The sequence below is a fragment of the Inquilinus sp. YAF38 genome, from assembly GCF_052113205.1.
In the GTDB taxonomy this organism is placed as follows: Bacteria; Pseudomonadota; Alphaproteobacteria; order DSM-16000; family Inquilinaceae; genus Inquilinus.
The window spans coordinates 1-19,696 of record NZ_JBFRCU010000081.1 but is presented as its reverse complement, the minus strand read 5'-3'; the positions used below and the strand labels follow the sequence as shown (position 1 = coordinate 19,696).

Annotated in this window: 20 protein-coding genes and 1 pseudogene; 16 read left to right on the top strand and 5 right to left on the bottom strand. The window is 68.6% G+C overall.

Going from position 1 to position 19,696, the window contains the following annotated elements; genetic code table 11:
* Positions 1 to 7: 7 nt before the first annotated feature.
* The 6 genes from AB4Z01_RS27765 to AB4Z01_RS27740 all read left to right on the top strand — a co-directional run bounded on the left by AB4Z01_RS27765 (position 8) and on the right by AB4Z01_RS27740 (position 6,041).
* Positions 8 to 622: a riboflavin synthase gene (locus tag AB4Z01_RS27765; RefSeq protein ID WP_441699193.1), complete on the top strand. Its 615-nt coding sequence runs from the start codon at positions 8 to 10 to the stop codon at positions 620 to 622.
* On the top strand, positions 619 to 1,752 hold the full coding sequence (ribB, locus tag AB4Z01_RS27760) for a 3,4-dihydroxy-2-butanone-4-phosphate synthase (protein WP_441699219.1): 1,134 nt from the start codon (positions 619 to 621) through the stop codon (positions 1,750 to 1,752). Before AB4Z01_RS27765 ends, ribB begins: the two co-directional genes overlap by 4 nt.
* Position 1,753: 1 nt before the next feature.
* Entirely contained in the window at positions 1,754 to 2,239 is a 486-nt protein-coding gene (locus AB4Z01_RS27755; protein WP_441699192.1) for a 6,7-dimethyl-8-ribityllumazine synthase, read from the top strand.
* Positions 2,240 to 2,242: 3 nt separating this feature from the next.
* On the top strand, positions 2,243 to 2,734 hold the full coding sequence (gene nusB / locus AB4Z01_RS27750; RefSeq protein ID WP_441699191.1) for a transcription antitermination factor NusB: 492 nt from the start codon (positions 2,243 to 2,245) through the stop codon (positions 2,732 to 2,734).
* Between the two features lie 14 nt (positions 2,735 to 2,748).
* The gene (gene thiL / locus AB4Z01_RS27745) at positions 2,749 to 3,723 is read left to right on the top strand and encodes a thiamine-phosphate kinase (protein ID WP_441699190.1); all 975 of its coding nucleotides are present in this window, start codon (positions 2,749 to 2,751) and stop codon (positions 3,721 to 3,723) included.
* Between the two features lie 197 nt (positions 3,724 to 3,920).
* Positions 3,921 to 6,041: a sodium-translocating pyrophosphatase gene (locus AB4Z01_RS27740; protein ID WP_441699217.1), complete on the top strand. Its 2,121-nt coding sequence runs from the start codon at positions 3,921 to 3,923 to the stop codon at positions 6,039 to 6,041.
* 67 nt (positions 6,042 to 6,108) lie between these two features.
* Here the strand turns inward: AB4Z01_RS27740 and AB4Z01_RS27735 are convergent, their stop codons facing one another.
* On the bottom strand, positions 6,109 to 6,636 hold the full coding sequence (locus AB4Z01_RS27735; protein ID WP_441699188.1) for an outer membrane protein assembly factor BamE: 528 nt from the start codon (positions 6,634 to 6,636) through the stop codon (positions 6,109 to 6,111).
* Between the two features lie 110 nt (positions 6,637 to 6,746).
* On the opposite strand from AB4Z01_RS27735, the gene AB4Z01_RS27730 reads away from it, so the two are divergent.
* The 7 genes from AB4Z01_RS27730 to AB4Z01_RS27700 all read left to right on the top strand — a co-directional run bounded on the left by AB4Z01_RS27730 (position 6,747) and on the right by AB4Z01_RS27700 (position 11,201).
* Entirely contained in the window at positions 6,747 to 7,298 is a 552-nt protein-coding gene (locus tag AB4Z01_RS27730) for a ubiquinol-cytochrome C chaperone family protein (RefSeq protein ID WP_441699187.1), read from the top strand.
* Complete coding sequence (locus AB4Z01_RS27725) at positions 7,298 to 7,813, top strand: YceD family protein (protein ID WP_441699185.1); 516 nt, start codon at positions 7,298 to 7,300, stop codon at positions 7,811 to 7,813. Before AB4Z01_RS27730 ends, AB4Z01_RS27725 begins: the two co-directional genes overlap by 1 nt.
* Positions 7,814 to 7,932: 119 nt before the next feature.
* Positions 7,933 to 8,121: a 50S ribosomal protein L32 gene (gene rpmF / locus AB4Z01_RS27720; RefSeq protein WP_429229779.1), complete on the top strand. Its 189-nt coding sequence runs from the start codon at positions 7,933 to 7,935 to the stop codon at positions 8,119 to 8,121.
* Between the two features lie 21 nt (positions 8,122 to 8,142).
* On the top strand, positions 8,143 to 9,243 hold the full coding sequence (plsX, locus tag AB4Z01_RS27715) for a phosphate acyltransferase PlsX (RefSeq protein WP_441699183.1): 1,101 nt from the start codon (positions 8,143 to 8,145) through the stop codon (positions 9,241 to 9,243).
* Positions 9,240 to 10,217: a beta-ketoacyl-ACP synthase III gene (locus tag AB4Z01_RS27710; RefSeq protein WP_441699182.1), complete on the top strand. Its 978-nt coding sequence runs from the start codon at positions 9,240 to 9,242 to the stop codon at positions 10,215 to 10,217. Before plsX ends, AB4Z01_RS27710 begins: the two co-directional genes overlap by 4 nt.
* A gap of 138 nt (positions 10,218 to 10,355) precedes the next feature.
* The gene (locus tag AB4Z01_RS27705) at positions 10,356 to 10,670 is read left to right on the top strand and encodes an integration host factor subunit alpha (RefSeq protein WP_138890980.1); all 315 of its coding nucleotides are present in this window, start codon (positions 10,356 to 10,358) and stop codon (positions 10,668 to 10,670) included.
* 3 nt (positions 10,671 to 10,673) lie between these two features.
* On the top strand, positions 10,674 to 11,201 hold the full coding sequence (locus AB4Z01_RS27700; RefSeq protein WP_441699180.1) for a MerR family transcriptional regulator: 528 nt from the start codon (positions 10,674 to 10,676) through the stop codon (positions 11,199 to 11,201).
* Between the two features lie 6 nt (positions 11,202 to 11,207).
* On the opposite strand, the gene AB4Z01_RS27695 is transcribed toward AB4Z01_RS27700, so the two are convergent.
* Entirely contained in the window at positions 11,208 to 12,623 is a 1,416-nt protein-coding gene (locus AB4Z01_RS27695) for an MFS transporter (RefSeq protein WP_441699178.1), read from the bottom strand.
* An 89-nt stretch (positions 12,624 to 12,712) separates the two neighbouring features.
* Positions 12,713 to 13,864, bottom strand: a complete 1,152-nt coding sequence (gene rodA / locus AB4Z01_RS27690; RefSeq protein WP_441699176.1) for a rod shape-determining protein RodA — start codon at positions 13,862 to 13,864, stop codon at positions 12,713 to 12,715.
* Positions 13,865 to 14,075: 211 nt separating this feature from the next.
* On the opposite strand from rodA, the gene AB4Z01_RS27685 reads away from it, so the two are divergent.
* A complete protein-coding gene (locus AB4Z01_RS27685; protein ID WP_441699174.1) occupies positions 14,076 to 14,996 on the top strand; it encodes a glycosyltransferase family 2 protein in 921 nt (306 codons plus the stop codon).
* Here AB4Z01_RS27685 and betB read toward each other — a convergent pair.
* On the bottom strand, positions 14,960 to 16,411 hold the full coding sequence (gene betB / locus AB4Z01_RS27680) for a betaine-aldehyde dehydrogenase (RefSeq protein ID WP_441699173.1): 1,452 nt from the start codon (positions 16,409 to 16,411) through the stop codon (positions 14,960 to 14,962). The two genes, AB4Z01_RS27685 and betB, sit on opposite strands and share 37 nt — an antisense overlap.
* A gap of 14 nt (positions 16,412 to 16,425) precedes the next feature.
* The gene (gene betA / locus AB4Z01_RS27675; RefSeq protein WP_441699172.1) at positions 16,426 to 18,078 is read right to left on the bottom strand and encodes a choline dehydrogenase; all 1,653 of its coding nucleotides are present in this window, start codon (positions 18,076 to 18,078) and stop codon (positions 16,426 to 16,428) included.
* Positions 18,079 to 18,291: 213 nt separating this feature from the next.
* Here betA and AB4Z01_RS27670 point away from each other — a divergent pair, with 213 nt between their 5' ends.
* Both AB4Z01_RS27670 and AB4Z01_RS27665 read left to right on the top strand, forming a co-directional pair.
* Entirely contained in the window at positions 18,292 to 19,233 is a 942-nt protein-coding gene (locus AB4Z01_RS27670; RefSeq protein ID WP_441699170.1) for a choline ABC transporter substrate-binding protein, read from the top strand.
* 70 nt (positions 19,234 to 19,303) lie between these two features.
* A pseudogene (locus tag AB4Z01_RS27665) lies at positions 19,304 to 19,696 on the top strand (choline ABC transporter permease subunit); the annotation flags it as partial.

The window sequence follows — 19,696 nt, the reverse complement described above, 5'->3', positions numbered from 1 at the left end:
GCCCGCCATGTTCAGCGGCATCATCACCGATGTGGGGCGCGTCGCGGCGATCGAGCGGCGAGGCGACACCCGCTACATCATCGAGACGGCCTTCGACACGTCAACGATCGAGATCGGCGCGTCGGTCGCCCATAACGGCGTCTGCCTGACCGTGATCGAGACCAGCCCCGGCCGCTTTGCGGTCGAGGCGTCGGCCGAGACCCTGTCGCGCAGCACGCTGGGCGACTGGGCTGTCGGCACCGAGGTCAATCTCGAGCGCTCGCTCAGGCTCGGCGACGAGATCGGCGGCCATCTGGTCTACGGCCATGTCGACGGCGTCGGCACCATCGTCGACCGCCGGCCCGAGGGCGACAGTGTCCGCTTCACCATCGAGGCTCCGGCCGAGCTGGCGGACTACATCGCCTCCAAGGGCTCGGTCGCCATCGAAGGCGTCTCTTTGACCGTCAACGAGGTCGCCGACACCCCGTCCGGCACCTGCCGCTTCGGCGTCAACATCATTCCGCACACGCAGTCATGCACGACCTTTCGAAGCTTAAGCACGGATCGCCGCGTGAACTTGGAGATCGACATGCTGGCGCGGTACACGGCGCGCCTGCTGCGGGATCGCAAGACAACCGGCTGAGTCCCGACGACCAGGCGCTGCTCTCGCCGATCGACGAGATCATCGAGGAGGCGCGCCAGGGCCGCATGTTCATCCTGGTCGACGACGAGGACCGGGAGAACGAGGGCGACCTGGTGATCCCGGCGCAGATGGCGGATGCCGAGGCGGTCAACTTCATGGCCCGCTACGGCCGCGGCCTGATCTGCCTGGCGATGGAGCACAAGCGGATCGACGAGCTTGGCCTGCAGCTCATGACCCGCAGCAACGCCTCGCGCCACCAGACCGCCTTCACCGTCTCGATCGAGGCGCGCGAGGGCGTGACCACGGGCATCTCGGCGGCCGACCGGGCCCGCACCATCGCGGTCGCGATCGACCCGGCCTGCGGTCCGGCCGATGTCGCCACGCCCGGCCATGTCTTCCCGCTGGTGGCGCGCGACGGCGGCGTGCTGGAGCGCACCGGCCACACCGAGGCGGCGGTCGACATCTCGCGCCTGGCCGGGCTGTACCCGGCCGGGGTGATCTGCGAGATCATGAACGACGATGGCACCATGGCCCGGCTGCCGGACCTGGTGAAGTTCGCCCAGTTCCACAACCTCAAGATCGGCACCATCGCCGACCTGATCGCCTATCGCCGCTGCAAAGAATCGCTGGTCGAGCGCAAGCTCGAAACCACGATCGCGAGCCGCTGGGGCGGCGAATGGCGGATGCTGGTCTATGTCAACACCGCGCGCTACGCCGAGCATGTCGTGCTGGTGAAGGGCGACATCTCCGGCGATGAGCCGGTGCCGGTGCGGATGCATGCGCTGAACGTGCTGGACGACGTRCTCGGTGACGTCCGGGGCGGCAATGCCGGCATCCTGCACGGGGCGATGGCCGAGATCGGCCGCGAGGGCAGGGGCGTCGTGGTGCTGATTCGCGAGCCGCAGCCCGACAGCCTGAGCGAGCGGCTGCAGCGGCGGCTGGAGGGCATGCCGGCGAAGGAGAGCGGGCACGAGCTGCGCGACTACGGCGTCGGCGCCCAGATCCTGCTCGACCTCGGGGTGCGCAAGCTGATCGTGCTGTCCAACCATCCGCGTACCATCGTCGGCATCGACGGCTACGGCCTGACCGTGGTCGAGCAGCGCGCCATCGCTGGCCTCCAGGAGGATTGAGATGGTCGCCAAGACCGAAGAACAGCGGCCCGTGTCCTTCATGGGGCCGGCGCCGCACATCCTGATCGTCGAGGCCCGGTTCTACGAGGACATCACCGACGAGCTGGCGCGCGGCGCCGTCGCGGTGCTGGAGCAGATCGGCGCCACCTATGAGCGTGTCGCCGTGCCGGGGGCGCTGGAGATCCCGGCCGCGGTGCAGATCGCCTCGACCTCGGCGCGCCGCTTCGACGGCTATGTCGCACTCGGCTGCGTCATCCGTGGCGAGACCTCGCATTACGACACCGTGTGCAACGAGAGCGCCCGCGGCCTGCAGGACCTCGCCCTGCGYCACGGCCTGGCCATCGGCAACGGCATCCTGACCGTGGAGACCGAGGCCCAGGCCTGGGCCCGCGCCAGGGTCGCGGAGATGGACAAGGGCGGCGGCGCCGCCCGGGCCGCGTTGGCGATGATCGAGCTCAAGCGGCATTTCAAGCAACTCACGGCCTGACCGATGGCGATTCCCAAACCCTCCGCCAAGGCCCGCCGCAGCGCCGCCCGCCTGGCCGCCGTCCAGGCGCTGTACCAGCTCGAGCAGTCGGGCACGCCGCTCGACAAGGTGATCGCCGAGTTCGTCCATCACCGCTTCGGCGAGCCGATCGAGGGCGAGGCGATGGTCGAGCCCGACGCGCCGCTGTTCGGCGACATCGTGCGCGGCAGCCGGGTGCGCAGCGACGAGGTCGACGCCCTGGTCTCCGGCGCGCTCGACAGCCAGTTCTCGCTGGCCCGGCTCGACCTGCTGCTGCGCTGCGTGATGCGGGCCGGCGCCTGGGAGCTGCTGGCCAATTTGCATGTGCCGGCACCGATCGTGATCTCGGAATACGTCAACGTCACCCGCGCCTTCTTCGGCGGCAAGGAGCCGGCGATGGTGAATGCGGTGCTCGACCGCATCGCCCGCGAGCAGCGGCCCCATGAACCCCGGGACGGCGAGCCCCGCGCCGGCTGACCGCAGGAGCCGCCATGGGCCTCGGCGAGTTCGAGCGCATCGACCGCTACTTCCGGCCGCTGGCCCGGGCGATGCCCGGCGCGCTCGGCCTGGCCGACGATGCAGCGCTGCTCGACTCCGGCCCGGGCCGCGACCTCGTGGTCACCACCGACGCCATGGTCGAGACCGTCCACTACCTGGCGGACGAGGATCCGATGCGGGTGGCCCAGAAACTGCTGCGCTCGAACCTGTCGGACCTGGCGGCCAAGGGCGCGGCGCCGCTCGCCTATACCCTGACCCTGGCGTTGCCGGCCCAGCCGGACGATAGCTGGATCGACCGCTTCGTCGAAGGGCTGGCGGCCGACCAGGCGCTGTACGGCATCGGGCTGCTCGGCGGCGATTCGGTGCGGACCCCGGGTACCGCGGTGCTGTCGGTCACCGCCTTCGGGACGGTGCCGCAGGGCGCGATGCTGCGCCGGTCCGGCGCCAAGCCCGGCGACGACCTCTATGTCAGCGGCACCCTCGGCGACGCGACGCTGGGCCTGCGCGTGATCCTCGGCCGGTTGCCGGGGCTGGCGCCCGACGCCGCCGCCGCGCTGGCGCAGCGCCACCGCGTGCCGGACCCGCGCATGGCGCTCGGCCGTGCCCTGGTCGGCCTGGCCCATGCGGCGATGGATGTGTCGGACGGGCTGCCCGGCGACCTGCCGCATCTCTGCGACGCCTCCGGCGTGGCGGCGGAGGTCGAGCTGGCGTCGCTGCCGCTGTCCGACGCCGCCCGCGCTGCGATCGCTCTCGACCCGTCCCTGCAGGACGTGGCCTGGGGTGGCGGCGAGGACTACGAACTGCTGTTCAGCGCGCCGATCTCGGCCCGCACCGCGATCGAGGCGGCGGCCGTGGCGGCGGGCACCGCGGTGACGCGGATCGGCCGGATCGCCGTGGGGCAGGGGGTGCGTCTGCTCGACCCTCTGGGCAGGCCCGTCGAGTCGCTGACCGGCTGGCGGCATTTCTGACCGCGTCGCCGCTTCGAAACGCCCTCAAACCGCCCGAATCGCTGCCTTGCAAGCCTTCCCGGCGGCCGCAAAGCAAAGAAATTTCACGCTGATTGCCCTGACCTTCCTGCTCTGGCATCGTTTCCGCGCAAAAGAAGCGGAGCCGGCCTGAAGCGGGCCGGTGCGTCATCAACAGGGGCGAGGGACTCAAGAAAATGATGTCAGCGGTCCTTGTCTTCGTGCTGGCCTGCGGCCTCGGCGCGTTAGCCTATGGCGTGTGGGCTTCACGGAGCGTGTTGTCGGCCAGTCCGGGCGATGCCCGAATGCAGGCAATCGCCGCCGCGATTCAGGAAGGCGCGGGCGCCTATCTGAACCGGCAGTATCTCACCATCGGCGTGGTCGGCGTGGTCATCGCCATCATCGTCTCGCTGCTTCTCGGCATCTCGGTCGGTATCGGCTTCATTATCGGCGCGGTCCTGTCGGGCGCTGCCGGATATGTCGGCATGAACATCTCGGTCCGGGCCAATGTCCGCACCGCCGAGGCGTCGCGCCAGGGCCTGGCTGCCGGCCTCGCCATCGCCTTCCGCTCCGGCGCCGTCACCGGCATGCTGGTGGCCGGCCTGGCCCTGATCGCCGTCGCCGGCTACTACGCCATCCTGCTCGCCTCCGGCGCCAGCGGCCGCGGCCTGATCGATCCGCTGGTGGCGCTCGGCTTCGGCGCCTCGCTGATCTCGATCTTCGCCCGTCTCGGCGGCGGCATCTTCACCAAGGGTGCCGATGTCGGCGCCGACCTTGTCGGCAAGGTCGAGGCCGGCATCCCAGAAGACGACCCACGCAACCCCGCCGTGATCGCCGACAATGTCGGCGACAATGTCGGGGACTGCGCCGGCATGGCCGCCGACCTGTTCGAGACCTATGCCGTCACCACCGTGGCCACCATGGTCCTGGCCTCGATCTTCTTCGCGGGCTCCGCGGCGATGTCGTGGATGATGCTCTATCCGCTGGCGATCGGCGGCATCTGCATCCCGGCCTCGATCGCCGGCACCTTCTTCGTCAAGCTCGGCGCCAACAACAACATCATGGGGGCGCTGTACCGCGGCTTCGTGGTCTCGGCCGGGCTGTCGCTGGTCGGCATCCTGCTGGTCACCTGGGTGGTGGTCGGCCTCGGAACTCATTACACAGTCGGCAGCGGTAGCGGCAGCGTCACCTTCAGCGGTTTCTCGCTGTTCCTGTGCGGGGTCAGCGGTCTGGTCGTCACCGGCCTCCTGATCTGGGTCACCGAATACTACACCGGCACGAACTTCCGGCCGGTGCAGTCGGTCGCCCAGGCCTCGACCACCGGCCATGGCACCAATGTGATCCAGGGCCTCGCGATCTCGATGGAATCGACCGCGATCCCGGCGCTGATCATCTGCGTCGCCATCATTGTCACCTACCTGCTGGCCGGCCTGTTCGGCATCGCCATCGCGGTCACCAGCATGCTGGCCCTGGCCGGCATGGTCGTTGCGCTCGACGCCTACGGTCCGGTCACCGACAATGCCGGCGGCATCGCCGAGATGGCCGACCTGCCGGCGGAGGTCCGGGTCACCACCGACGCGCTCGACGCCGTCGGCAACACCACCAAGGCGGTGACCAAGGGCTATGCCATCGGCTCCGCCGGCCTCGGCGCGCTGGTGCTGTTCTCGGCCTACACCTCGGACCTGAACTTCTTCATCTCCAACCCGGGCGAGCACCCGTATTTCCAGGGTCTGGTGCTCGATTTCTCCCTCGCCAACCCCTATGTCGTGGTCGGCCTGCTGATCGGCGGCCTGCTGCCCTATCTGTTCGGCGCGATGGGCATGACCGCGGTCGGCCGCGCCGCCGGATCGGTGGTGGAGGAGGTGCGCCGCCAGTTCCGCGAGGATCCCGGCATCATGGCCGGCACCAGCCGGCCGGACTACAAGCGCGCGGTCGACATGCTGACCAAGGCCGCGATCCGCGAGATGATCGTGCCGTCGCTGCTGCCGGTGCTGGCGCCGATCGTGCTGTACTTCGTGATCGAGGCGATCGCCGGCCGCGGGGCGGCGTTCTCCGCGCTTGGGGCGATGCTGCTCGGCGTCATCGTCACCGGGCTGTTCGTCGCCATCTCGATGACCTCGGGCGGCGGCGCCTGGGACAATGCCAAGAAGTACATCGAGGAAGGCAACCACGGCGGCAAGGGGTCGGACGCGCATAAGGCGGCCGTCACCGGCGACACCGTCGGCGATCCCTACAAGGACACCGCCGGCCCGGCGGTCAACCCGATGATCAAGATCACCAACATCGTGGCCCTGCTGCTGCTGGCGATCCTGGCCCACTGATCGTTTCGCTCACGACCAAAACCCCGGCGCCGTCGGCGCCGGGGTTTTGGTCGCCGTCGGCTGGCGGCTAGTAGTTGCCGCCGGCGACCGAGCTGGCGACGCCGCCCTGCCCGACCGGCGCGCCGCGGGCGGTCGCGGTGCCGGTGCCGTCGTTGTTGAACCGGCCGATATTGCCGAGGAACTGCTCCAGGATGCCGATGCGGCGGCCCAGCGTCGGCGTCTCGCGCGACACCAGCGCCACCTGCTCGCCATCCTCCAGGTTCAGCTCCTTCAGCTCGGTCAGCGTGCTGGTGGCCGGGTCGAACTGCATGCGCAGGACCCGGCGCTTGGTCACCTCGGGGGCGAAAAAGGCCACCGTCTCGACCCGCTGGCCGATATAGTACCAGGTGTTGTCGTCGAAGGTGGACACCGTGGTCGGGGTGCCCAGGATCGTCGCCACATCCGCCTTGGTGCTGGTGCCGGTGTGGACCTGCTCGAGCCGGTAATCCTCGACGAGGTTGCCGCGCGTCGCCACCCGGGGCGTGCAGGCCGTCAGCGCCGCCGCCACGAGCAGGCCGGCCGCCATGGTCCGGACGACCCTTGCTCTTTCCGTCATCGCCTCATGTCTCCGCGCCCCTGAGGGCTCCCAATTGAAGGCTTCCCTCTAGCACACCACGTGGAGTTCGACCAATATCGCCGTCCTTCGCGCAGAAACCGATCGATCCCGTGCTGTCCAAGCTGTTCACCCGCCACCGCCGCGAACGCGTCGCCGCCGAGCTTTACGTCAAGCTGGTCGAGCAGGCGCGCAGCCCCGCCTTCTACACCGCCTGCGGCGTGCCGGACACGCTGGACGGCCGGTTCGAGGCGTTGGCCCTGCACGCCTTCCTGGTGCTGCACCGGCTGAAGCGCGAGGCACCGCCGGCGCCGGACTTCGCCCAGGCCCTGTTTGACCACATGGTCAGCGACATGGATCTCAGCCTGCGCGAGATCGGCGTCACCGATTTCAGCATCGGCAAGAAGGTGAAGGCGATGGGGCGCGGCTTCTACGGCCGCGTCGTCGCCTATGACCATGGCCTGGCCGCCGCCGATCCGCAGGAACTGGACGCGGCGCTGCGGCGTAACCTCTATGGCACGGTCGAGCCGGAGCCGGGGCAGGTGAGGGCGGTCGCCGTCTATCTGCGCCGCGAGGTCGCCGGCCTGGCGGCACAGCCGGTGGCGGCGTTCCTGGCCGGCGAGGTCCTGTTCGGCCCGGCGCCCGAGATGGTGGAGGCAGCCTGATGACGACCCCTGAATTCAGCCGCGTGGTCGGCGTCAACACCCTGCCGCGCGGCGGCCGGACGATCATGATCGAGGCCGACGAGGCCGAGCGCGCCGGGCTCGCCCGCCGCTTCGACCTGTTGGCGCTGGGCGCACTGCAGGCCCGACTCACCCTGACGCCCGGACGCGGCGACACCGTGGTGGTGACCGGCACGCTCACCGCCGCAGTGGTGCAGCGCTGCGTGGTGACGCTGGACCCGGTGCCTGCCGCGGTCGAGGACGAGGTCGAGGCCGTCTTCGCTCATGCGGCGGGGCGGGACGAGGCGGAGGTCGAGGTCGATCCGCTGGCGGCGGAGGTCGAGCCGCTGGCCGACGGCCGCATCGATCTGGGCGAGCTGGCGGCGCAGCACCTGTTGCTGGCGCTCGATCCCTATCCGCGCTCGCCCGACGCGCCGGAGCCCGCGGCCGAGCTGCCGGAGGGGGAGACAAAGACGCGCCGCCCCTTCGCCGTGCTCAAGGGCGGCGGCGGCGACTAGGCAGGTAAGTGACGGGCAAGGGATCGCTTTTCCTTGCCCCGTTGCGCCTTTTCCATTAAGTAACGCCCGTCCGAGGCGGCCCCCCTGGTGCCGCCTTTTCGAATCGAGAGTTCAAGCAAATGGCTGTTCCGAAGAAGAAGACGTCGAAGTCGCGGCGCGACATGCGGCGTTCGCACCACGCTCTGGCCGGCGCCTCCTATGTCGAGTGCGCCAATTGTGGTGAGCTGGCCCGTCCGCACCATGTCTGCGACGCCTGCGGCCACTATCACGGCCGTGAGGTTGTCACCGAGACGACCGCGACCGCCTGATCGACTGCGCCCGCATAGGGAATGTCCGACCCGGCGGCCTCTGGCCCAGTGACGATCGCGCTCGACGCCATGGGGGGCGATCGGGCGCCGGAAATGGTGCTCGAAGGGGCTGAGATCGCCCGCACGCACCATCCGGACGTGCACTTCCTGATCGTCGGTGACGAGGCGCGGATCGCGCCGCTTCTGGCGAAACGGTCGGCCCTGGCCGCGGTGTCGACGATTCGGCATGCCGCCGACGTCATCACCAACGAGGACAAGCCCTCCGCCGCGCTGCGCGGCGGGCGCAACTCAAGCATGCGCCTGGCCATCGACGCTGTGGCCGCGGGCGAGGCGCAATGCGTCGTGTCCGCCGGCAACACCGGCGCGCTGATGGCGACGGCGAAGGTCGTGTTCAAAACGCTGCCAGGCATCGACCGGCCGGCGATCGCGTCGTTGTTTCCGACGCTGCGCGGCGAGAGCGTCATGCTCGACCTCGGCGCCAACATCGAATGCGACGCCGAGAACCTGATCCAATTCGCCATCATGGGCTCGGTCTTCGCCAAGGCGGTGCTGGGCCTGGTCACCCCCACGGTCGGCCTGCTGAATGTCGGATCCGAGGCGCTGAAGGGACCGGATACGGTGCGCGACGCAGCCGCACGGCTGCGCGAGCTCGAATTCCCCGGCCGGTTCGAGGGCTTCGTCGAAGGCGACGACATCCCGGCCGGGAAGGTCGATGTGGTCGTGACCGACGGTTTCTCCGGCAACATCGCGCTGAAGACCGCCGAGGGCACGGCCAAGCTCTACGCCACCTGGCTGCGCCACAGCTTCCGATCCTCCTGGCTCGCCTCGCTCGGCTACCTGCTGGCGCGCGGTGCCTTCCGCCGGCTGCGGCACCGGACCGATCCGCGCCAGTACAACGGGGCGCTGTTCCTCGGCCTCAACGGCATCTGCGTGAAGAGCCATGGCGGCACCGACGGCGAGGGCTTCGCCCATGCCATCGACGTCGGGGTCGATCTGGTCATCCACGGTTTCAATGATAAGGTGAAGCAGGAGTTCAGCCGTTTCGAAGGCAGTCGGAACGGCGACGACGCTGCTTCGACGGCTTCAACGACTGCTCCGATCGGGATCGAACAACCGCAATGACAGTCCGCCGCGCGCGCATCATCGGATGCGGTTCTGCCCTGCCTGACCGCGTTGTCACCAATGCCGAGCTGGCCCGCACGGTCGACACCTCCGACGAATGGATCGTCCAGCGCACCGGCATCAGCGTCCGCCACATTGCCGGGCCGAATGAGAAGACCTCCGACCTGGCGCTCGCCGCGGCCCGCAAGGCGCTGGCCATGGCCAAAGTCGAAGGCAGCGACCTCGACCTGATCGTGCTGGCCACCACCACCCCGGACCAGACCTTCCCGGCCACCGCGGTGCGGGTCCAGGCCGCGCTCGGCATGACCCGCGGCGCCGCCTTCGACGTCCAGGCCGTCTGCTCCGGCTTCGTCTACGCCCTGGCGGTCGCCGACAACATGATCCGACTGGGCCAGGCGCGCACGGCGCTGGTGATCGGGGCCGAGACCTTCTCCCGCCTGCTCGACTGGACCGACCGCGGCACCTGCGTGCTGTTCGGCGACGGCGCCGGCGCCGTGGTGCTGCGCGCGGTCGAAGGCGGCGGCACCACCAACGACCCCGGCATCCTGTCGACCCATCTGCATTCCGACGGCCGCCACGAGGACAAGCTGTATGTCGATGGCGGGCCGTCCTCGACCGGCACCGTCGGCCATGTCCGGATGGAAGGCCGCGAAGTGTTCAAGCACGCGGTCATCAACCTGGCCGAGGTGGTCGAGGAAGCCCTGGCGGCGAACGGCCTGACCCCGGCCGACATCGACTGGCTGGTGCCGCACCAGGCCAACAAGCGCATCATCGACGCCACTGCCCGCAAGCTCGACATGCCGATGGAGAAGGTGGTGCTGACGGTGCAGAAGCACGCCAACACCTCCGCCGCCTCGATCCCGCTGGCGCTGGCCGAGGCCATCAACGACGGCCGCATCAAGGCCGGCGACCTCGTCCTGCTCGAGGCCATGGGCGGCGGCCTGACCTGGGGCGCCGCCCTGGTGCGCTGGTAGCCTGCTGTAAGCAGTTAGCGGGCCTCGCCTGAGGGGCTCGTGAGGAAATTCGCCCAACGCTTTGGAATTGACGGATTATTTTGTGGAGGTTACCGTCCTGCGACGGTCTTCTTCGCAATTGCCCGTCGGGGGGGCGGCATGGCGGAAACGGTGACACGAGCGCAGCTCAGCGAATCGCTCTATCAGGAAATCGGCTTGTCTCGCAATGAGTCCGCTGACCTTGTTGAGACGGTGCTTGAAGAAATTTCCGAAGCGCTCGAACGTGGCGAGACGGTGAAGATCTCGTCCTTCGGCACCTTCGGCGTGCGCCAGAAGGGTCAGCGAGTCGGGCGCAATCCGAAGACCGGGCAGGAGGTGCCGATCCTGCCGCGCCGGGTGCTGGTGTTCCGCGCCTCGCATGTGCTCAAGGGGCGCATCAACGGCACCAATCCTCCCCTGGACGACGACGAGTAAGCCATGGCCGGAATGGCAGGATCGGAAGCGAAGCCCGCGCCGCTGCGCAAATCGGCGACAGCCTATCGCACGATCAGCGAGGTGTCCGACGACCTCGCCGTGCCGCAGCATGTGCTGCGGTTCTGGGAAACCAAGTTCTCCCAGGTCCGCCCGCTCAAGCGCGGCGGTGGCCGTCGGTACTATCGCCCCGAGGACGTCCAGCTGCTGCGCCGGATCCAGCGTCTCCTCTATGAGGAGGGCTACACCATCAAAGGCGTGCAGCGCCTGCTGAAGGAGGGCAAATCGGCCGAGTCCGATGCGCCCGCCGCGGCGTCCGACGAGGCCGGGACACAGTCCGGGCCGGCGAGACCTGTTCCGGTCACCCGGACCAAGCCGGCCGCAAAGCCCCGCGACGAGCTACAGCTCTCGCTGCTGGCCGGCGCCGGGCGCGAGGGCCGCGCTCAGGGCATCTCCACTGAGCTGCGCGACGAGCTGACCGTGCTGCTGGCGGAGTTGAAACGCCTGCAGGCCGCCCTGCGCGGCGACGCCTGAGGGCTCTCAGTCGGCCTGCCGCTCCAGCGCGTCGCGACGGATCAAGGCCAGGGCCGCGACCGCTCCAAGACATTCCCCCAAGCCCCCGACCAGGAGGGCCGGCCCCAAGCCGCCGATCAGCCGGTCCGCCGGAGCGTTGACGTCGCCGCCATGGGCGGCAAAGACGGCGCCGAGGATCGCGACGCCCAGGGTCGCGCCGATCATCCGCGCGGTGTTCACCAGCCCGGCGGCGGTGCCCGACCGCTCCTGCGGCACGCTCGACACCGTCACCGCCATCACCGGGCCGGTGTTGAGGCCGAGCCCGATGCCGGTGATCAGCAGCGCCGTCTCGACATAGAGCAGGCCGGTGCCGGCGGAGATCCGGGCGAGCAGCAGTAGCCCGAACCCGATCAGCGCCATGCCGGCGGTCATCAGCGCCCGTGGCCCCAGCCGGGTCGCCAGCCGGCCGGAAACCTGCGAGACGAGGAAGAAGATCACCGACATCGGCAGCAGCTCCAGCCCCGCCTGGATCGGCGTGGCGCCGCGCACGGTCTGCAGATAGACCGGGACCAGGAACAGCATGGCGTACATGCCGAAGGTCATCGCCAGCGCCACGATCAGCGAGCCCGACAGGGCCGGGTTGCGAAACAGGTCGAGCGGCACCAGCGCCCCCTCGGTGCTGGATTCGACCGCCAGGAACAGCACGATCGCGATGAGGCCGACGGCGACGCCGGCAAGCGTGGCGGCGGAGGTCCAGCCCCAGCGGTTGCCCTCGATCGCGGCCAAGGTCAGGGCGCCCAGCGCCAGCATGGCAAGCCCCTGACCCGGCAGGTCGAGGCGCCGCTCCTCCGGATCGGCCGATTCGGGCACCGACCGGACCGCCAGAAGAAGGGCGAGGGCGGCCACCGGCACGACCACAAAGAACAGGCTGCGCCAGCCCGCCGCGGTGACCAGGATGCCGCCGAGCGTGGGCCCGATGGCGAAGGCCAGGCCATTACAGCTGGCCCAGATGCCGATGGCATGGGCGCGCTCCCGGGCATCGGGATAGGTCGCGGCCAGGATCGACAGTGACGCGGGCAGCAGCAGCGCGGCGCCCAGCCCGGTGATCGCCCGGGCCGCGATCAGCACGGTGCCGTCTGGGGCCAGGCCGCAGGCCAGCGAGCCGAGGGCGAACATGGCGACCCCGACGACGAAGATCCGCCGGCGGCCGAACAGGTCACCCAGCAGCCCGCCGGTCAGCAGCAGGGTGGCGTAGACCWGGTTGTAGACGTCCAGCACCCATTGCAGCGCGCCGACCCCGAGGCCGAGGGCGGCGCCGATGGCATGGGCGCCGAGATTGACCACCGAGGTGTCGATCTGGGCCACCAGCACGCCGAAGCACATGGCGAGGAGGACGAGGCCGGGCCGCGTCCGCGGGATGTCGATGATGTCGGCTGAAGGCATGTCGGCTGCTCCCGCTTTTCACGGAAGAACGGCCGCGGCCCGGAGAGGGCTCCCTGCGAACGCTTCGGCCTTGGTCGAAGCGTGCAGGCTCAGTAGTCGGTGATGCCGCTGCGCGGCACCCGCACCTCGCGATGGATCCAGACGCTGAGCAGGATGCCGCAGCCCATCAGCAGGGTCAGCATCGCGGTGCCGCCATAGGACACCAGGGGCAGCGGGATGCCGACCACCGGGATCAGCCCGGTGACCATCGCCACATTGACGAAGACATAGAGGAAGAAGGTCGTGGTCAGGCCGATGCCGACCAGCCGGGCGAAATGGCTGCGGGCGCTGAGCGCGATCATCAGCCCGTAGACGAACAGCATGGTGTAGAGGAACAGCAGGATCAGCGCGCCGACCATGCCGAACTCCTCGGCCAGCACCACGAAGATGAAGTCGGTGTGCTTCTCCGGCAGGAACATCAGCTGGCTCTGCGTGCCGGCGGTGAAGCCCTTTCCGAACAGGGCGCCGGAGCCGAGCGCGATCTTCGACTGCATGATATTGTAGCCGGCGCCCAGCGGGTCGCGCTCAGGCTCCAGGAAGGTGTAGACGCGGTTCTTCTGGTAGTCGTGCAGGAACTCCCAGCCGATCGGGATCGCCGACAGGCCCAGCGTGATGGCGATGGCGAATTTCCACAGCCGCACGCCGGTGGCGAACAGCACCGCGCCGCCGGTCAGGATCAGCAGCATGGCGGTGCCGAGGTTAGGCTGCATCAGCACCAGCCCGACCGGCGCCAGGATCAGCAGCAGCGGCACGATCAGCACCAGCGGGTTGCGCACCTCGATCAGCGAAAAGCCGTGGAAGTAGCGGGCGAGGGCGAGCACCAGGGCGATCTTCATCAGCTCGGAGGGCTGGATCACCAGGGGGCCGAGATTGATCCAGCGCTCGGCGCCCATGCCGACATGGCCCATCATCTCGACCACGATCAGCAGCGCGAAGACGATGGCGTAGATCGGATAGGCGAGCTTCATCCACGTCCGGATGTCGACCAGCGCCAGTAGCAGCATGACGATGAAGCCGGTGGCGAAGCGGGTCAGCTGCCGGCTGGCCCAGGGCTCCCACGAGCCGCCGCCGGCGGAATACAGCAGCATCACCCCGACCGCGGCGATGGCGCAGACCAGCACCACCAGGCCCCAGCTCATCAACTGCAGCTTGGTCAGGATGGTGTAGTGCGGGGTGTCGTCGCGAATCCGGAAGCTGCTCATGAACCAGGGCCGTCACCGTGAGGCGGCGGGACTATGCTCCGGCAGGCCCGCCCGGGCAAGGTCGGGGGCCGACACGGCGCGCCGATGGAGCAGCGAGGCGGCCTATCCACCTGCCGCGTGCGGTTCGACGCATTTGACCGACGATCTCCGGACCTGCATCATTTGATAAATTTGCAGAGGAATTTTCATGACGAAAATTTGTGGAATTTGCATGCTGAGAGACACCGTAGATCTGGTGCCATTTCTGGTCGGTCATTACTTGAGGATAGGGTTCGATCGAATTCACTTCGTTGACGATCAGTCGTCGGACGGAACGTTCGAGCTCCTGTGCTCCGTCGCCAAGTCGAATCCCAGGGTAACCGTGGAGCGTGTCGTTCATGATGTCCTGAAGCAGGCAGAGGCCATGTCCGCCGCCGCAAACCAGGCGCTCGCCGCGGGATTCAACATCGTCTTTCCGTTTGACGCCGACGAGTTCTGGAGTGTCGACGTCTCCCAGATTCGGGCCGCGGCGACCAGGCCCGGCCTGTTTGTTGGACGCTGGGTCCAGTTCGTGCAGGACCGGTCTGAGCGGCATCGTCGACGGCGAGGGCTGTTCAGCGTCCGGTACCGTGCTCCGGCACTGGCCGATACCGACCCTGCCACCGTCGAATCCTTCGATCGGTCATTCGTGTGCCTGACGGTGCCGAAGGTCGGGTTCGTCGCCGATTCTCCGGTGGCCTTGAGCAAGGGACAGCACGCGCTCACGCACGGTCCTTGCGAGATCCTGGCGCAGGATCTGGAGCTGTTTCATGTGCCGATCCGCTCGGCCCGCGAGATCAAGCTTCGGGCCGAACGAGCCGAACGGGTGTTGGCCAACACCCAGGGCGATGAACATTGGCAGACACGGTTCTTCCGCGCCGCCATGCAGGCAGGCAGGCTGGATGCCGTCTGGGCGGCGAACAGCGCCAGCGCCGATGGGTTTCTCGATCTGCCCCGGCAGCGGATCATGCTGATCCCGGACAACCGGCTCAGGCTGTTGATGGCCCAGGCCTGGCGGTACATGCTGGTCCGCCACCCCTCGGCGCTTCTCGGCCGGTGGCGGTGGCCGGCGACGGCTCAATACGGGCAGTCGACGTCGCCGGTCTCGACATAGACGCTCTTCAGCTGGGTGTAGTGCTCCAGCGCGGCGAGGCCGTTCTCGCGGCCCAGGCCGGACTGCTTGTACCCGCCGAACGGGATCTCGACCGGGGTGATGTTGTAGTTGTTGATCCAGCAGGTGCCGGCCTGCAGCCGGGCCACCACGCGGTGGCCACGGGCCAGGTCGCGAGTGAAGACGCCGGCGGCCAGGCCATATTCGGTCGCGTTGGCGCGGCGCACCGCCTCGTCCTCATCGGTGAAGGTCAGCACCGTCATCACCGGGCCGAAGATCTCCTCCTGTACGATCGACATGTCGTCATGGCAGGCGTCGAAGATCGCCGGCTCGACGAAATAGCCGCCGGCCAGGGCCGGGTCGGCCGGGGCGCGGCCGCCGCAGACCAGCCGGGCGCCGGCCTTCACCCCGGCGTCGACATAGCCCAGCACCTTGGCCCGGTGCTCGGCCGAGATCAGGGCGCCGACCTGGGTCTGCGGGTCCATCGGGTCGCCGATCCGCATCGTCTCGGTGCGGGCCAGCAGCAGGTCCATGAAGCGGTTGTGCAGCGGCGCCTCGACGAACACCCTTGTGCCGTTCGAGCAGATCTCGCCCTGGGTGTAGAAGTTGGCCATCATCGCCGCCTTGACCGCGTTCTCGACATCGGCGTCGGCGAAGATGATCAGCGGCGACTTGCCGCCCAGCTCCATGGTCACATGCTTCATCGCCCCGGCGGCGGCGGCGGCGACCTTGCGGCCGGTCGGCACCGACCCGGTCAGCGACACCTTGGCGACATCGGGGTGGGTGACCAGCGCCTGGCCGACATCGCCCTTGCCCTGGACCACGTTGAACACGCCGGGCGGCAGGCCGGCCTCGGCGAAGATCCCGGCCAGCGCCACCGCCGTCATCGGGGTCAGCTCGGACGGCTTGAACACCATGGTGTTGCCGCAGGCCAGCGCCGGGCCGGACTTCCAGCAGGCGATCTGCAGCGGGTAGTTCCAGGCGCCGATGCCGGCGACCACGCCCAGCGGCTCGCGCCGGGTATAGGCGAAGGCACGGCCGAAATCATGGTGCGTGCCGTGCAGCGATGGCGCCAGCCCGGCGAAGTACTCGATCGCGTCGGCGCCGGAATCGATGTCGACCGACAGCGCCTCGGCGATCGGCTTGCCGGTGTCCTCGACCTCCATCCGCGCCAGCCGGTCGCGGTTGGCGCGCAGCAGGCGCACCGCCTCGCGCAGGATGCGGCCGCGCTGGGTGCCGGTCATGCCGGCCCAGCCGTCGAAGGCGCTCTTGGCGGCGGCCACGGCGCGGTCGACATCGGCGGGGGAGGCGGCGGCGACCCGGCCGATGACCTGACCGGTCGCCGGGTTGATGGTATCGAACGGCGTGCCGCTGCCCGCGACCGCCTGTCCGCCGATATGCAGCCCGATCTCGACCATGGCGTTCTCCTGTTTCAGCGCTGCGCCGTCTGCCAGTTAAGCGCTTCGTAGACCGGGGCGTTCGACGGCGGCAAGGGCGTGCGGCCCAGGATGATGTCGGCTGCCTTCTCGCCGATCATGATGGTCGGCGCGTTCAGGTTGCCGCTGACGATCGAGGGCATGATCGAGGCGTCGACGATTCGCAAGCCCTCCAGACCGCGCACCCGAGTCTCGGGGTCGACCACCGCCATCTCATCGACCCCCATCTTGCAGGTGCAGGAGGGGTGATAGGCGCTGTCGGCCCTGGCCCGGACGAAGGCGTCGATCTCGTCATCGGTGCGCACCGCGGTGCCGGGCGAGATCTCGGGCCCGCGATAGGGGTCGAAGCCGCTCTGGGCGAAGATCTCGCGGGTCAGCCTGACGCAGGCCCGCATGTCGGCGCGGTCCTCCTCGGTGGTCAGGTAGTTCGGCTGCAGGATCGGCTTGGCCCGAGGGTCGGCCGAGCGCAGATCGACCCAGCCGCGCGAGGTGGCGCGCATGGTCCCGGCATGGGCCTGGAAGGCGTGGCGGTCGCCCGGCTGGCGGCCGTGGTCGTTCACCACCGACGGCAGGAAATGGTACTGGATGTCCGGGTGGCGGATGCCGGCGCGTGAGCGGATGAAGCCGCCGGCCTCGAGATGGGCCGAGGTGGTCAGGCCGCTGCGGAACAGGAACCACTCCACCCCGACCTTCGCCTTGTAGAGCGGGTTCTCGACGCTGTAGAGCGTGATCGGCTTGGTGCACTCATACTGGATGTACATCTCCAGATGGTCCTGCAGGTTGCGGCCGACGCCGGGCAGGTCGTGCACCACCGCGACGCCGTGGCGGCGCAGCTGGTCGGCCGGGCCGACGCCCGACAGCATCAGCAGCTGCGGCGAGTTGATGGCGCCGCCGCACAAGATCACCTCGCGCGCCGCGCGGGCGGTGCGGACCTGGCCCGCCTGGGCGTATTCGATGCCGACCGCGCGGGTGCCCTCGAACAGGATGCGGGTGCTCAGCGCCCCGGTCTCGATGGTCAGGTTCGGCCGCGACCGGACCGGCTTCAGATAGGCCTTGGCGGCCGACCAGCGCTCGCCCTGATGGATCGTCATGTCCATCTTGCCGAAGCCTTCCTGCTGATAGCCGTTCATGTCCGCGGTGAACGGATACCCCGCCTGCTGCCCGGCCTGGATGAAGGCGTCGAACAGCGGGTTCGGCTGGCTGCCGGTCGACACGTTGAGCGGGCCGTCCGCGCCGCGATAATCGTCGCCGCCCTTGGCCCGGGTCTCGGCGCGGCGGAAATAGGGCAGCACCTCGGCATAGGACCAGCCGGCGGCGCCTTCCTCGGCCCAGCGGTCATAGTCATAGGCATGGCCGCGGACATAGACCATCGCGTTGAGCGAGGAGGAGCCGCCGAGCACGCGGCCGCGCGGCCAGTACATGCGGCGGTTGTCCATCGCCGGCTGCGGCTCGGTCTCGTAGTACCAGTTGTACTTGTCGTCGCCGAGATTGTAGGTCAGCGCCGCCGGCATATGGATCTTCCAGGTCCGGTCCTCGGGCCCGGCCTCCAGCACCAGCACGCGGGTGCCGGGCTCGGCCGACAGCCGGTTGGCCAGGACGCAGCCGGCCGACCCGGCGCCGACGATCACGTAGTCGAATTCTGTCGTCATGGCTTCCACTCCTGCGGCGGCGGCCGCATGCTAGCGGGGCCGCGGCGGGCAATGAGTCCGGTTTGCGTCATGCCATGCCGGAAATCGGCCAGCGGCGGCACGCGGGCCATCGTTAGACTCGCGCGGAGGCACCTTGCCGCTGGTTCTGTGGCTGGGATTGCCCCCTAAAGAACGAAAATTGCCGGACAGGCGGGCAAACAGGAGAGTCGCATCATGATGTCGTGGCGTATGAGCGGGCTGGTGCTGGGGCTGGCCCTGGCGGCCGGGACGGCCCAGGCGGCCGATCCGGCGAGCTGCCAGAAGGTGCGGTTCTCCGATGTCGGCTGGACCGACATCACCGCCACCACGGCGCTGACCTCGGCGGTGCTGAAGGGGCTCGGCTATGAGCCCTCGGCCGAGTTGCTGGCGGTGCCTGTCACCTATGTCTCGATGAAGAACAAAAACATCGACGTGTTCCTCGGCAACTGGATGCCGTCGATGGCCGGCGACGCCAAGCCTTATCTCGACGACAAGTCGGTCGAGAGCGTCAGGGCCAATCTCGAAGGCGCCAAATACACCCTCGCCGTGCCCGACTACGTGGCCCAGGGCGGGGTCAAGGATTTCGCCGACCTGGCCAAGAACGCCGACAAGTTTGGCGACAAGATCTATGGCATCGAGCCGGGCAATGACGGCAACCGCCTGGTCCAGAGCATGATCGACAAGGACGCCTTCGGCCTGAAAGGCTGGCAGCTGGTCGAGTCGAGCGAGCAGGGTATGCTGTCCCAGGTCGACCGCGCGGTCCGCCGCAAGGAGTGGATCGTGTTCCTCGGCTGGGCGCCGCACCCGATGAACAAGAACTTTCCGCTGCAATACCTGACCGGCGGCGACGACTATTTCGGGCCGAATTTCGGCGGCGCCACGGTCTACACCAATGTCCGGGCCGGCTACCTGACCGAATGCCCCAATGTCGGCAAGCTGCTGCAGAACCTGGCCTTCAATCTCGACATGGAAGCGACGGTGATGGAGGCGATCACCTCCGGTGGGGAGGAGGGCGGCAAGGCGGCGACCGCCTATCTCAAGGCCAATCCGGACGTGCTGACGCCCTGGCTGGCCGGCGTCACCACCTTGGACGGCAAGGACGGCCTCGCCGCGGTCAAGGCGTCGCTCGGCCTCTGACGCCCCCTGACAGGCGCGCCGCTGTCCCGGCGGCGCGTCGTCCAAACGTCCGGAACAAGAAGGACGCCGCATGGACGAACTGAGCGCGCTGCTGTCCCAGAAGATTCCGCTCGGGCTGTGGATCAAGCACCTGACGGATTTCCTGACCGACAATTTCGCCAGCGTTTTCGACGCCATCTCGATCGGACTCGGCACCGCCATCGAATGGCTGATCGACGTTTTCCTGTGGCCGCCACCGCTGGTCTTCATCGGTCTCGTGGCCGTCCTCGCCTATGTGCTGCACCGGCGCTGGCAACTGGTCGTGATGGTCGTGATCGGCCTGCTGCTGATCCTCAATCTCGGCTACTGGACCGAGACCATGCAGACCCTGGCGCTGGTGATCAGCGCCACCTTCCTGTCGCTGGTGATCGGCATCCCGATCGGCATCCTCTGCGCCCACCGGCCGCTGGTCTATGCCGTGATC

Bases quoted from the DNA above. Each gene is read 5' to 3' on its own strand.
- AB4Z01_RS27765 (WP_441699193.1), top strand. From the start codon at position 8: ATGTTCAGCGGCATCATCACCGATGTGGGGCGCGTCGCGGCGATCGAG.
- nusB (WP_441699191.1), top strand. From the start codon at position 2,243: ATGGCGATTCCCAAACCCTCCGCCAAGGCCCGCCGCAGCGCCGCCCGC.
- thiL (WP_441699190.1), top strand. From the start codon at position 2,749: ATGGGCCTCGGCGAGTTCGAGCGCATCGACCGCTACTTCCGGCCGCTG.
- AB4Z01_RS27740 (WP_441699217.1), top strand. From the start codon at position 3,921: ATGTCAGCGGTCCTTGTCTTCGTGCTGGCCTGCGGCCTCGGCGCGTTA.
- AB4Z01_RS27735 (WP_441699188.1), bottom strand. From the start codon at position 6,636: ATGACGGAAAGAGCAAGGGTCGTCCGGACCATGGCGGCCGGCCTGCTC.
- AB4Z01_RS27725 (WP_441699185.1), top strand. From the start codon at position 7,298: ATGACGACCCCTGAATTCAGCCGCGTGGTCGGCGTCAACACCCTGCCG.
- rpmF (WP_429229779.1), top strand. From the start codon at position 7,933: ATGGCTGTTCCGAAGAAGAAGACGTCGAAGTCGCGGCGCGACATGCGG.
- plsX (WP_441699183.1), top strand. From the start codon at position 8,143: ATGTCCGACCCGGCGGCCTCTGGCCCAGTGACGATCGCGCTCGACGCC.
- AB4Z01_RS27710 (WP_441699182.1), top strand. From the start codon at position 9,240: ATGACAGTCCGCCGCGCGCGCATCATCGGATGCGGTTCTGCCCTGCCT.
- AB4Z01_RS27705 (WP_138890980.1), top strand. From the start codon at position 10,356: ATGGCGGAAACGGTGACACGAGCGCAGCTCAGCGAATCGCTCTATCAG.
- AB4Z01_RS27700 (WP_441699180.1), top strand. From the start codon at position 10,674: ATGGCCGGAATGGCAGGATCGGAAGCGAAGCCCGCGCCGCTGCGCAAA.
- rodA (WP_441699176.1), bottom strand. From the start codon at position 13,864: ATGAGCAGCTTCCGGATTCGCGACGACACCCCGCACTACACCATCCTG.
- AB4Z01_RS27685 (WP_441699174.1), top strand. From the start codon at position 14,076: ATGCTGAGAGACACCGTAGATCTGGTGCCATTTCTGGTCGGTCATTAC.
- betB (WP_441699173.1), bottom strand. From the start codon at position 16,411: ATGGTCGAGATCGGGCTGCATATCGGCGGACAGGCGGTCGCGGGCAGC.
- betA (WP_441699172.1), bottom strand. From the start codon at position 18,078: ATGACGACAGAATTCGACTACGTGATCGTCGGCGCCGGGTCGGCCGGC.
- AB4Z01_RS27670 (WP_441699170.1), top strand. From the start codon at position 18,292: ATGATGTCGTGGCGTATGAGCGGGCTGGTGCTGGGGCTGGCCCTGGCG.